Here is a 12,381-nt window from a genome sequence, read left to right on the forward strand (position 1 = left end):
GGTCCGCACCCCCGCGCCGCGTGCTCGCACCTGCCCGTCCCGACAACTTCAGACCCGTCGTCACATCCGTCGTCGCCCCCCGGTAGCCAGCTGCTTCGGGCGTCGTCCTACCACGACACCGACCGACCACCCGCCCACCACAGGACGGAGCGGACGTGCTGCTGCTGCTCGTCGCCCATCTCGCCATGGCACTGGCTGCGCCTGCGCTGATGTCGTGGCTCGGGCGTCGCGCCTTCCTCGTGCTGGCGATCGCGCCGGCCTCGGCGACGGTCTGGGCGCTCACGCAGACATCCGCCGTGCTGCGAGGCGACCTGCCGACCGAGGTGGTCGAGTGGGTGCCCGGGCTGCAGCTCGAGCTCGCGTTCCGGATGGACACGCTGTCGTGGCTGATGCTGCTGCTGGTCGGCGGGGTGGGTGCGCTCGTGCTGGTCTACTGCTCGGCGTACTTCTCCGCGAAGGCCGGCGGGCTGGGCCGGTTCGGCGGGGTGCTGGTGGCGTTCGCGGGCGCGATGCTGGGCCTGGTCGTGGCCGACGACATGCTGCTCCTGTACGTGTTCTGGGAGCTCACGACCGTGTTCTCGTACCTGCTCATCGGGCACTACGCCGACCGCAAGGCGAGCCGTCGCGCCGCGATGCAGGCGATCATCCTCACCACCGCCGGCGGTCTCGCGATGCTCGTCGGCCTCATCCTGCTCGGCGAGTCGGCGGGCACGTACCGGCTCTCCGAGATCATCGCCTCGCCCCCCGGCGGCACGCTCGCGACCGTCGCCGTCGTCCTGCTCCTGGCCGGCGCGGCGAGCAAGTCCGCGCTCATCCCGCTGCACTTCTGGCTGCCGTCGGCCATGGCGGCGCCGACTCCCGTGAGCGCGTACCTCCACGCCGCCGCGATGGTGAAGGCCGGCGTCTACCTGGTCGCGCGGTTCGCCCCGGCGTACGCCGACCTGACCGCGTGGCAGGTCATCGTGATCGCGCTGGGCTGCGGCACGTTCCTGGTCGGCGGCTACCGCGCCCTGCGCCAGCACGACCTCAAGCTCGTCCTCGCCTTCGGGACGGTCAGCCAGCTGGGCCTGATCGTGCTGCTCGTCGGGCTCGGCACGAAGTCGGCGGCGCTCGCAGGCCTTGCGCTGATCGGCGCGCACGCGATGTTCAAGGCCACCCTCTTCCTCGTGGTCGGCGTGGTCGACGCCGCGACCGGCACGCGCGACCTGCGTCGGCTCTCGGGGGTGGGACGAGCGCTCCCCGTGACCGCGACCGCGGCCGGGCTCGCGGTCGCCTCGATGATCGGGCTGCCGCCCTTCGCGGGTTTCGCTGCGAAGGAGGCTGCGATCGAGGCCGTCCGGCAGGACGGCGAGGGCTGGGTCGGGGCTACGGTGCTGGTCGCCGTGACGCTCGGGTCCGTCCTCACGGCTGCGTACGGGCTGCGGTTCCTGTGGGGCGCGTTCGCGACGAAGGCGAGCGTCACGCACGCACCGGTCGCCGAGGGCGAACCGGAGTCGGTCGGCCCCGGTGAGCCGCCGGCCGTGACACGGCCCTCGCTCGTGCTCGTCTGGCCGGCGCTCACGCTCGCGGTCCTCGGGCTCGCGGTCGCGGTGCTGCCGGGGCTCGGCGATAAGCTGCTCTCGCCGTACGCCGCGACCTACCCGACGGGGGACCCCGGCCACCTGGTGCTGTGGGCCGGCATCACGCCCACGCTGCTGCTCACGCTCCTGATCCTCGCCGGTGGCGCGCTGCTGTTCGTCGGCCGCGCGCCGGTCGAGCGGTTCCAGGCACGGCTGCGGACCGGCCCGGAGGCCGACCACCTCTACCGCCGCACCATGCGCCGGCTCGACGACGTCTCGGCGGACGTCACCGCGATCACCCAGCGCGGGTCCCTCCCGTTCTACCTCGGCGGGATCCTGGTCGTCTTCATGGCGCTCGCGGGCACGGCGCTCTACACCGGGACGTCGCTGCCGGTGGAGGTGCGTGGGTGGGACTCGCCGGGCCAGCTGGTCGCCGGCGCGGCGATCGTGATCGCCGCCGTCCTCACGGTCCGCGCCCGGCGCCGGCTCAAGGCCGTGATCCTCGTCGGCATGTCGGGCTACGGGGTCGCCGTGCTGTACCTCCTGCACGGAGCGCCCGACCTCGCCCTGACGCAGGTGCTGGTCGAGACCATCACGCTGATGATCTTCGTGCTCGTGCTGCGGCGGCTGCCCGCCTACTTCTCGGACCGGCCGCTCGCGGTGAGCCGCTGGGTGCGGCTCGCGATCGGGGTGCTCGTGGGAGGGACGGTCGCGGTTCTGACCCTGGTGGCGCCCGGTGCCCGCATGCACGTGCCCCAGTCGATCGACTTCGCCGACGAGGCGTACTCGTTCGGCGGCGGCAAGAACATCGTCAACGTCGTGCTGGTCGACATCCGCGCCTGGGACACGATGGGCGAGATCTCGGTGCTGCTCGTCGCCGCCACCGGAGTGGCGTCCCTGATCTTCCGGCAGCGCCGCCACGCGGTCCCGAACCGCGTGAGCGAGGTCGAGGTGGACCACACCGCGAGCAGCGGCGTGTGGGGCACCGACGACGACCGCGACCGCATGGCGTCGCTGCGCCGTCGTGGGGTGTCGACGCCGGCGCAGGACGCGCACGCCCAGCCGCGCGGCGCGCCGTCGATCGGCTCGGCGATCGCCGGTTCGCGAGCCTGGCTGCGCGCCGAGCGCACGCTCGCGCCGCAACGGCGCTCGGTCATCTTCGAGGTCGTCACGCGGCTGCTCTTCCACACGATGGTCGTGTTCGCCGCGTTCCTGCTGTTCTCGGGGCACAACACCCCCGGCGGCGGGTTCGCGGCGGGCCTCGTCGTCGGGATCGCGCTGATCGTGCGGTACCTGGCCGGCGGGCGCTACGAGCTCGGCGAGGCCGCGCCCGTGCACCCCGGTCTGCTGCTCGGGTCCGGACTGTTCCTGTCGGCCGGCGTCGGGCTGGTCGCGCTCCTCGGCGGCGCCGAGGTGCTGCAGAGCGTGATCGTCGAGATCGCGCTGCCGGTCCTCGGGCCCGTCAAGCTGGTCACGTCGCTGTTCTTCGACGTGGGCGTCTTCCTCGTCGTCATCGGCCTCGTGCTCGACATCCTGCGCAGCCTCGGCGCCGAGATCGACCGCCAGGGCGAGGAGACGGGTGCCGACGACATGGGCACCCCGGCCGACGCCCCCACCCCCGCGGAGGTGTCGCGATGACCGTGGACATGACCCCGAACCTGACCCTCGTCGTGGTGATCGGCGTGCTCGTCGCGGCCGGCGTCTACCTCATGCTCGAGCGGAGCCTGAGCCGGGTGCTGATCGGCATCATCCTCGTCGGCAACGGGATCAACCTGACGTTCCTGGTCGCCAGCGGGGCCGCGGGCGGCGCGCCCATCGTCGGCATGACCGACACCGACGAGATGAGCGACCCCCTGCCGCAGGCCATGGTCCTCACCGCGATCGTGATCACGCTGGGGATGACGGCGTTCCTCCTCGCGCTCGCGTACCGCTCGTGGCAGCTGCACCGCCACGACGAGGTGCAGGACGACGTCGAGGACCGCCGGATCGCGCGCATCGCGGCCTACGACCAGGCCATCTACGCCGACATGGACACCGAGGACACCGTGAGCGACCTCGACCGCGACGCCGCCGAGGCGCGCGACGAGACGCAGTCGTCGGACGACGACGCGGAGCCGGTCGGTGCCCGATGAACGACTACACCTGGCTCGTGCCGCTCCCCGTGGTGCTGCCGCTCACGGGCGCCGGGCTCGCGCTCGCCCTGTGGCGGCACGGGCGCGCGCAACGCGTCATCACGCTCGTCGCGCTGACGCTCACGCTCGTGGCGTCGTGCCTGCTGCTGGTGCTGGCGGACTCGGGCCCGCTCGTGGTCGACGTCGGCGGGTGGTCGTCACCCGTCGGCATCAGCCTCGTGGCCGACCGGCTGAGCTCGCTCATGCTCGCGATCTCGTCGGCGGTGACGCTCGCGGTCCTCGTGTACTCGCTCGCCCAGGGCTTCGCGGACGGCGACGAGGAGACCCCGGTCGCGATCTACCACCCGTCCTACCTGGTGCTGGCCGCGGGGGTCGCGATCGCGTTCCTCGCGGGTGACCTGTTCAACCTCTACGTCGGCTTCGAGGTGCTGCTCGCCGCGAGCTACGTGCTCATCACGCTCACGGGGACGGCCGAGCGCGTGCGGTCGGGGACGATCTACATCGTCGTCGCGCTGCTCTCCTCGGTGATCTTCCTGCTCGCGATCGGGCTCACGTACTCGGCGACCGGCACGGTGAACATGGCGCAGCTCGCCCAGCGCCTGCCCGACATCGACCCGGGCGTCTCGCTCGTCCTCCAGCTGCTGCTGCTCCTGGCCTTCGGCATCAAGGCGGCGATCTTCCCGCTCTCGGCCTGGCTGCCCGACTCGTACCCGACGGCGCCCGCGCCCGTCACCGCGGTCTTCGCCGGCCTGCTCACCAAGGTCGGCGTCTACGCCATCATCCGCATCCAGACGCTGCTCTTCCCCGAGGGCCGGGCGGACGACCTGCTCATGTGGGCCGCGCTCGCCACGATGGTCGTCGGCATCCTCGGTGCGGTCGCGCAGAACGACATCAAGCGACTGCTCTCGTTCACGCTGGTCAGCCACATCGGCTTCATGATCTTCGGCATCGCCCTGTCGAGCGAGGCCGGGGTCGCGGCCGCGATCTTCTACGTCGTCCACCACATCACCGTGCAGACCACGCTCTTCCTGGTGGCGGGGCTGATCGAGCGCCGCGGGGGGACGACGTCGCTCGACCAGCTGGGCGGGCTCGCCAAGATCGCCCCGGTGCTGGCCATCCTCTTCTTCGTCCCCGCCATGAACCTCGCCGGGATCCCGCCGTTCTCCGGGTTCCTCGGCAAGACCGGGCTGCTCCAGGCCGGCGTCACCTCGGGCACGCCGCTCGCCTACGCGCTCGTGGCGGGCGGCGTCGTGACCTCGCTGCTCACGCTCTACGCGCTGGTCAAGGCCTGGAACAAGGCGTTCTGGCAGACGGCGCCCGCCGACGTGCCGGTGGTGCGGCTGCCGCGGGCCATGGTGGGCTCGGCCGGAGCGCTCGTCCTGCTCGGCATCTCGCTCACGGTCGTGGCCGGCCCGCTCTACGCCTACACCGAGCGTGCCTCGCACGACCTGCGCGCCCGCATCTACATCGAGGCCGTGCTGCCTGAAGGCGGCCGCGGCTCCGGGGTGTCCGACGACGTCGCGGGCGAGGAGACGCAGGGGGAGGAGACGCAGTGAGCCTCCACCCGCGGCGCAGGGCCGCCGCCGTCCAGTGGCCGACGATCCTCTGGCTCACCGTCCTGTGGGTGCTCCTGTGGGGCGACCTGACGATCGCCAACGTCGTCGCCGGTGCGCTCCTCGCGCTCGCGATGACGACCGCCCTGCCGCTGCCGCCGGTCGCGTCGGGTGGGCACGTCCACCCGCTGAACCTGATCCGGCTGATCGCGGTGTTCCTCAAGGACATCGTCGTCGCGAGCGTCCAGGTGGGTGTCCAGGCGTTCCGCCGCCGCCCGCCCCGCAGCGCCGTGATCGGCGTGCGGCTGCGCAGCTCGTCCGACCTGTACCTCACGCTCACCGCCGAGCTCTGCTCGCTCGTCCCGGGCTCGATCGTCGTCGAGGCGCACCGGCTCACCAGCACGCTGTACCTGCACGTGCTCGACGTCGAGACCACCGGCGGCGTCGAGGCCGCGAAGCAGTCGGTGCTCGACCAGGAGGAGCGCGTCCTGCGCGCGTTGGCGTCCGACGCGCAGCTCGTCGCGGCCGGGCTGGCCCCGCGTCGCATCCCGGAGTGGGGCGTGGGACGCGGCGGTGGCCGTGGACGCGGTGACCGATCCGGTCGTGGCAGCGGTGCGGCCCGGGCCGCCCAGACCTCCCGGGAGGTGGCTCGATGAGCGTCGTGACCACCGTCGTCGTCGCTGTGTGCGCCGCTCTCCTGGCCGTGGCGGCGCTCCTCGCGCTCTATCGCGCCGAGCGCGGCCCCAGCATGCTCGACCGGACCGTCGCCCTCGACGTGTTCACGACGACCGTCGTCGCCTTCATCGCGCTCGAGGCGGCGTACTCGCGCCGGACCGACACCATCCCGGTGCTCGTGGCGCTGTCGCTCGTCGGCTTCGTCGGCTCGGTGACCATCGCGCGCTTCGCGGCGCGCGAGCCCGAGGGTGAGGGCAAGGTCCGGACGCGCGAGGAGATCGCGCAGGAGGAGGCGGCCCGGGCGCTCGCGGAGCGGGACGACCTGCGCGAGACCGACACCGACCACCACGGTGGCGCGGCCCATGGGGAGGTGCGCTGATGGACGCCGGGACGTCGATCGACGGCGGGGTGCTGCTCGACGCCCTGGCCGGGCTGTTCTTCCTCAGCGGCGCGCTGCTCGCCTTCGCCGCCGGCGTCGGCCTCGTGCGCTTCCCCGACCTGCTCGCGCGCATGCACTCGGCGACCAAGCCGCAGGTGCTCGGGCTCATCCTCGCGCTGATCGGGCTCGCGCTGCGGCTGCGGTCCGGGGACGTGCTCTGGATGCTCGTGCTCATCGTGCTGTTCCAGCTGCTCACGTCGCCGGTCGCCTCCCACATGGTCGGCCGCGCCGGCTACCGGACGGGCAAGGTGCGCAGCGACCTGCTCGTGGTCGACGACCTCACGGCCGACCAGGACGCCGCCGAGCGCGAGGCCCACGCGGAGGACCGCCTCGCCGCCCAGCTCGCGCGTGAGGCCGACGAGGCCACCGGCGGACGCGGCTGACCGTCAGCGCAGCATCTTGGCGGCCCCGCGGGTGGCGAGGACGCGGACGAGCGCGATGACGGCGCCCGTGATGACCGCGGCGCCCGCGACCTCGGCGAACCGGGCGTCGCCCTCGTCGTCGGCCTTCGGCGGCTGGTGCCCGCTCGCCGCCTGCCAGGCGGTCGACACGATCTTCTGCGCGACCCACGCCGCCCCGAGGGCGACGACGGCACCGATGAGCTTGGACTGGGTGGACTGCGACGGGGTGTCGACCACGGGTGACTCCTGGCGGTGAGCGCGGTGTACGCGGGGGCTGGCGGGTACGCGCTCACGGTAGTGGGCGGAGCCCGATGCAGCCCGGTGGCCGGTGTAACCTGGCGGGCGAACGACAGGGGAGCGCCGCTCGGGTCACCGGGCACCAGGCGCTGAGAGTGCGGTGATCCGCAGACCCTCGAACCTGATCCGGTTTGCACCGGCGTAGGGAGTCGGGAATCTCGATCTCCGGGCTCGTCGACGCAGTGCCGCCGCGCCCTCGGGCCGGGCGGAGCTCGCCGGCGGCCCGGGGGCCCCTCCTGCGACCTCGAGGAGGAGATCCACACCATGGCGATCCGATCGCCCCGCACGTCAGCAGCACGCACGTCCGGAGCACGCACGTCCACCGCACGCACGTCAGCAGCACGCACGTCCGCCGCACGCACGTCCGCCGCCGCGACGACCATGGCCGCCGCGCTCGCCCTCACGGGCTGCTCGGTGGTGGGGTCCGACTCCCCGCCCGGCGGCGCGTCGTCGGGCACCGCGGGCGGTGAGGCCGGGACCGTCGTGCTCGTGACGCACGACTCGTTCGCCGCCGACCCCGACCTGCTCGCCGCGTTCGAGGCCGAGACGGGCCTCACGGTCGAGCTGGTCGCGCCCGGGGACGGTGGCGCGCTCGTCAACCAGCTGGTCCTCACCAAGGACGCCCCGCTCGGCGACGCCGTCTTCGGGATCGACAACTCGTTCGCCTCGCGCGCGATCGACGAGGGCGTCGTCGAGCCGTACACCCCGGCCGACCTGCCCGCGAGCGCCGCGCAGTACGCGGTCGACGACGCCGGTTCCCTCACCCCCGTGGACGTCGGCGACGTGTGCGTCAACGTCGACCACGGGTGGTTCGCCGAGCGCGGGCTCGCGGAGCCGGTCACGCTCGCCGACCTGACGAAGCCCGAGTACCGCGACCTGCTCGTGGTCCAGAACCCCGCGACGTCGTCGCCCGGGCTCGCGTTCCTCCTCGCGACCGTCGGCGCGTTCGGCGACGCGGGGTGGCAGGACTACTGGACCGCGCTCGCGGACAACGGCGTCAAGGTCACCGAGGGGTGGTCGGACGCGTACTCGGTCGACTTCTCGGGCTCGAGCGGTGACGGCCCGCGCCCGCTGGTGGTCTCCTACGCGTCGTCTCCGCCGTTCGAGGTGCCCGAGGGCGCGGTCGACGCGCCGACGGGTGCGCTGCTCGAGACGTGCTTCCGGCAGGTCGAGTACGCGGGCGTGCTCGCGGGCGCCGACAACCCGGAGGGTGCGCAGCGCCTCGTCGACCTCCTCGTGAGCGCGGAGTTCCAGGCCACGATCCCGGAGCAGATGTACATGTACCCGGTGGACGCAGGCGTCGAGCTGCCCGCCGCGTGGGCGCAGTTCGGGCCGCTCGCGGAGAAGCCGTTCGAGGTGCCGGCCGAGGACATCGCCGCGAACCGTGACGCGTGGATCCGCACGTGGACCGACCTCGTGATCGGGTAGCCCCGACGTGTCGCGCATGATCGCCGGCGGCGCGGGCCGGCGCCCCGGCCGTCGCCCCGGCCGGAACGCGAGCCGGGGTGCGAGCCGGGGTGCGAGCCGGGCGCGGCGCTGGGTCGGCTGGACGCTCGCCGCCGGGATCCCGCTGGTCTTCCTCGGGGTCTTCTTCGGCTGGCCCGTCGCGACGATGGTCGCGCGCGGCTTCACCGCCGACGGCGCGCTCGACCTGGGGGGGTTCGCGGACGTCTTCGGGCGCCCCAGGACGTGGCGGATCCTCGGGCTCACGCTCGCGCAGGCCGGCGTAGCGACGGTGATCTCGCTGCTGCTCGGCGTGCCCGGCGCGTACGTGCTCTACCGGTGCCGGTTCCGGGGGCGGGCCGCCGTCCGGGCGTTCGTCACCGTGCCGTTCGTCCTGCCGACGGTCGTGGTCGGCGTGGCGTTCCGCGCGCTGCTCGTCGAGGACGGCCCGCTCGGCGCGCTGCGGCTCGACGGCACGTTCCCCGCCATCGTCGCCGCGCTGGTCTTCTTCAACTACGCCGTGGTGGTCCGCACGGTCGGCGGGCTGTGGGAGCACCTCGACCCGCGCGCGGAGCAGGCCGCGCGCGCTCTGGGGGCGCCGCCGTGGCGCGCTTTCCTCGAGGTCACCCTGCCGGCGCTCGGGCCGGCGATCACGTCCGCCGCATCGCTCGTCTTCCTGTTCTGCGCGACGGCGTTCGGCGTCGTCCTCGTCCTCGGGGGCACGCGGTTCGGCACGATCGAGACGGAGATCTGGGTCCAGACCACGCAGTTCCTCGACCTGCGCGCGGCGTCGGTGCTGTCGGTCGTGCAGCTCGTGGTCGTGGCGGTCGCGCTCGGCGTGGCGGCGCGCGCGCGAACCCGCCGCGAGCGCGCGCTGCGGCTGGCCGCACCGGCCGGCGCGACCCACCCCCTGGGTCGCGGTGACGTCGCCGCCGCGGTGGTGACCGGCGTCGTCGTCGTGCTGCTCGCCCTGCCGCTCGCCACGCTCGTGGTGCGGTCGCTGCGGACCCCGGCCGGGTGGGGCCTCGACCACTACGCGAACCTCGGCACGACCGGGGGGCCGAACGCGCTGTCGGTGACGGTCTGGGAGGCGGCGGCGAACTCGCTGCGGACGGCGTTCGACGCGACCGTGCTGGCGGTCGTGGTCGGCGGGCTGGTCGCGCTCGTCGTGTCGCGCCGGCCGCGGGTGCGGGCCGGGCGGCGCGCGGTGTCGCTGCTCGACGCGGTGTTCATGCTGCCCCTCGGGGTGTCGGCGGTGACCGTCGGGTTCGGGTTCCTCCTCACGCTCGACCGGCCGTTCGGGCTGCCGGTCGACCTGCGCACGAGCGGCGTGCTGGTGCCGATCGCGCAGGCGGTGGTCGCCGTGCCGCTCGTCGTGCGGAGCGTGCTGCCGGTGCTGCGCGCGATCGACCCGCGCCTGCGCGAGGTGGCGGCGACCCTGGGCGCTGCTCCCGGGCGCGTGCTCGCGACCGTCGACGGGCCGATGGCGGCGCGTGCGCTCGCGCTGGCCGTCGGGCTCGCGTTCGCCGTCTCCCTGGGCGAGTTCGGCGCGACGTCGTTCCTCGCGCGCCCCGACCGGCCGACGCTGCCCGTCGTGATCTTCCGGCTGATCGGCCGGCCCGGGGCCGAGAACCACGGGATGGCGCTCGCGGCGAGCGTCGTGCTCGCGCTCGTCACCTCGGCGGTCATGGCCGTCGCGGAGCGGCTGCGCGGCTCGTCCCGGTTGGCGGAGCTGTGAGCGCCGCGGTGTCGCCGGGCCACGCGCCCGCGGGCGGCGGGGACGGGCTCGAGGTGCGGGACGGGCTCGAGGTGCGGGACGTCGTCGTGCGCTACGGGGAGACGACGGCGGTCGGGGGCGTCCGCCTCGACGTCGCGCCCGGCGAGGTGCTCGCGCTGCTCGGCCCGTCGGGGTGCGGCAAGTCGAGCCTGCTGCGCGCGGTCGCCGGGCTCGAGCCGCTCGCGGCGGGGTCGGTCCGGTGGGCGGGTGCGGACCTCGCGGGCGTGCCGGTGCACCGGCGCAGGTTCGGCCTGCTGTTCCAGGACGGGCAGCTCTTCCCGCACCGCGACGTCGCGGGGAACGTCGCGTTCGGGCTGCAGATGGCGGGCACGCCGCGGCCCGAGCGCGCGCGACGGGTCGAGGAGCTGCTCGACGTCGTGGGCCTGCGCGGGTACGGCCGGCGCGCGGTCGGCACGCTGTCGGGCGGCGAGCAGCAGCGGGTGGCGCTCGCCCGCGCGCTCGCGCCACGGCCCCAGCTGCTGCTGCTGGACGAGCCGCTCTCGGCGCTCGACCGGTCGCTGCGCGAACGGCTCGCCGCGGACCTGCGCGCCGCGCTCGTGACGACCGGGACGGCCGCGCTGTTCGTCACGCACGACCACGACGAGGCCTTCGCCGTGGCCGACCGCGTCGGGGTGATGGACGCGGGCCGGCTGCTCCAGCTCGCGCCGCCCGCCGAGCTCTGGCGCGCCCCGGCGTCGCGCCGCGTCGCGGAGTTCCTGGGCTACGAGACGTTCGTACCCCTACCCACCCCCGCCGCGAGTGCTCCCGACCCCGACCCCCACCCCCACCCCCACCCCCACCCGCTGACGTCCGCACTCCGTGGTGCCCTGGGCCCACGGAGTGCGGACGTCGCGGGGGAGGGGCTTGTGGCGGCGCTCGCCGAGGGGGCGCTCGTCGTCGGGGGCGGCGCGGGGGTCAGGGACACAGGGGGCGGCGGGGACAGCGGCGGCGTGCGGGGGCGGGTCGTGGCGGTGGCCTTCGGGCGGGGCCGGGCCGTGCTCACGGTCGACGTGGACGGGCTCGGCCCGGCCACCGCGGTGGCCCCCGGCGTCGATGCCTGGCGGCCGGGCGACGTCGTCGGCCTCGAGGTCGACCGCCACCACGTCGCCGTCCTGCGCGAGACCAGCCGGGTGGCTAGCCTCGATGGGGAGCCCTGACCCCGGACCGGGAGGTCGTGCCATGAGTGAGAGCACCGAGCGCGAGCGTCCGGCCGACCGGGAGGTGGTGGCGCTCGACATCGCGGCACCGCCGGACGTGGTGTGGCTCTCGCTCCGTGACCCGACCGAGCTCACGCGCTGGTTCGGCTGGGACTACGACGGGCTCGCCGACGAGATCCAGCAGATCTTCTTCGACAGCGTCGTCGAGGGCGAGCACGGCGACGTCCGCACGCTCGCCTGGCCGGACGGTGACGCGATCGCCGTCGCGCCGTTCCAGGGCGGCACCTTCCTCACCATCACGCGGCGCACGCGGGGGGCCACCGCCGACGGCGCGGCGTCGGCCCCGACTGCCGCGGCGGGCGGCGCGCCCGCCGGTTCGGCCGTGGGCACGTTCGACGAGATCGACGAGGGATGGAACCAGTTCGCCCAGCAGCTGCGTTACGTCGTCGAGCGCAACCCGCAAGGCAGGCGCCGGACCGTCTCGGCGATCGACCTCGACGCGGGGCCGCGCGGCGCCGGCCCGGTCTACCGGCTGGGTGTCTCGCTGACCGACGACGTGCCGATCGGGGGCGAGTGGGAGTTCCGCCGGACCATCGAGGGTGAGGAGTACGTCGAGGGCGGCACGGTCTGGTACCGGAGCGAGCACCAGCGGGGCTTCGTGGTGACGTCCCCGGCCCGGGAGGGACTGTTGGTCGTGCAGACGACGCCCGTCGCCGTCCGTCCGCCGCACGGCCGGGTCAGCCTGGTCCTGTCCACCTACGGGCTCGACGACGACGAGTTCGCCCGGGTCGAGCGCCGCTGGCGCAGGTGGTGGGGGCTCTGACCCAAATCCGCGAGTAGTGGCGCGTCAGGGGTCTTGGTGACCCGTTTGCGGGTCTTGTTGCGGTTTCCGGTAGCGGGGCGTGACCGGGTCCCGGCTGGCGCGTCGGGTGCGGGTTTCCAGGCCGT

General features: G+C 74.0%; 11 protein-coding genes and 1 riboswitch. Of the genes, 10 read left to right on the plus strand and 1 reads right to left on the minus strand.

The annotated features are described in order from the left end of the window. The first annotated feature begins 155 nt into the window (after positions 1-155). Genes HIR71_RS07505 through mnhG form a run of 6 tightly spaced genes read left to right on the plus strand, consistent with a single transcriptional unit; the run spans position 156 to position 6,741 of the window. The gene (locus HIR71_RS07505; protein ID WP_169324435.1) at positions 156-3,197 is read left to right on the plus strand and encodes a Na+/H+ antiporter subunit A; all 3,042 of its coding nucleotides are present in this window, start codon (positions 156-158) and stop codon (positions 3,195-3,197) included. Next, entirely contained in the window at positions 3,194-3,691 is a 498-nt protein-coding gene (locus tag HIR71_RS07510; RefSeq protein WP_249051654.1) for a Na(+)/H(+) antiporter subunit C, read from the plus strand. The genes HIR71_RS07505 and HIR71_RS07510 overlap by 4 nt, the downstream gene beginning before the upstream one ends. Beyond that, the gene (locus HIR71_RS07515; RefSeq protein WP_169324436.1) at positions 3,688-5,247 is read left to right on the plus strand and encodes a Na+/H+ antiporter subunit D; all 1,560 of its coding nucleotides are present in this window, start codon (positions 3,688-3,690) and stop codon (positions 5,245-5,247) included. The genes HIR71_RS07510 and HIR71_RS07515 overlap by 4 nt, the downstream gene beginning before the upstream one ends. After that, complete coding sequence (locus tag HIR71_RS07520) at positions 5,244-5,900, plus strand: Na+/H+ antiporter subunit E (protein WP_169324437.1); 657 nt, start codon at positions 5,244-5,246, stop codon at positions 5,898-5,900. Before HIR71_RS07515 ends, HIR71_RS07520 begins: the two co-directional genes overlap by 4 nt. Next, a complete protein-coding gene (locus HIR71_RS07525; protein ID WP_169324438.1) occupies positions 5,897-6,298 on the plus strand; it encodes an MrpF/PhaF family protein in 402 nt (133 codons plus the stop codon). Before HIR71_RS07520 ends, HIR71_RS07525 begins: the two co-directional genes overlap by 4 nt. Further along, on the plus strand, positions 6,298-6,741 hold the full coding sequence (gene mnhG / locus HIR71_RS07530) for a monovalent cation/H(+) antiporter subunit G (RefSeq protein WP_169324439.1): 444 nt from the start codon (positions 6,298-6,300) through the stop codon (positions 6,739-6,741). The genes HIR71_RS07525 and mnhG overlap by 1 nt, the downstream gene beginning before the upstream one ends. Before the next feature lie 3 nt (positions 6,742-6,744). On the opposite strand, the gene HIR71_RS07535 is transcribed toward mnhG, so the two are convergent. Further along, positions 6,745-6,996, minus strand: a complete 252-nt coding sequence (locus tag HIR71_RS07535; protein ID WP_169324440.1) for a DUF4235 domain-containing protein — start codon at positions 6,994-6,996, stop codon at positions 6,745-6,747. A 104-nt stretch (positions 6,997-7,100) separates the two neighbouring features. Further along, a riboswitch (TPP riboswitch) is annotated at positions 7,101-7,221 on the plus strand. 99 nt (positions 7,222-7,320) lie between these two features. Between HIR71_RS07535 and HIR71_RS07540 the strand changes: the two genes are divergently transcribed. The 4 genes from HIR71_RS07540 to HIR71_RS07555 are packed head-to-tail and all read left to right on the plus strand — an operon-like array spanning position 7,321 to position 12,256. Beyond that, positions 7,321-8,484, plus strand: a complete 1,164-nt coding sequence (locus HIR71_RS07540) for a thiamine ABC transporter substrate-binding protein (protein WP_249051655.1) — start codon at positions 7,321-7,323, stop codon at positions 8,482-8,484. 16 nt (positions 8,485-8,500) lie between these two features. Continuing rightward, positions 8,501-10,237 carry an ABC transporter permease gene (locus HIR71_RS07545; RefSeq protein ID WP_169324441.1) on the plus strand — a complete coding sequence of 579 codons (1,737 nt, stop codon included), beginning with the start codon at positions 8,501-8,503 and terminating at the stop codon, positions 10,235-10,237. A gap of 53 nt (positions 10,238-10,290) precedes the next feature. Further along, a complete protein-coding gene (locus HIR71_RS07550) occupies positions 10,291-11,433 on the plus strand; it encodes an ABC transporter ATP-binding protein (RefSeq protein WP_169324457.1) in 1,143 nt (380 codons plus the stop codon). Between the two features lie 22 nt (positions 11,434-11,455). Beyond that, the gene (locus HIR71_RS07555) at positions 11,456-12,256 is read left to right on the plus strand and encodes a hypothetical protein (RefSeq protein ID WP_169324442.1); all 801 of its coding nucleotides are present in this window, start codon (positions 11,456-11,458) and stop codon (positions 12,254-12,256) included. Positions 12,257-12,381 lie beyond the last annotated feature (125 nt).

The sequence above is a fragment of the Cellulomonas fimi genome (assembly GCF_012952065.1).
Taxonomy (GTDB): Bacteria; Actinomycetota; Actinomycetes; order Actinomycetales; family Cellulomonadaceae; genus Pengzhenrongella; species Pengzhenrongella fimi_A.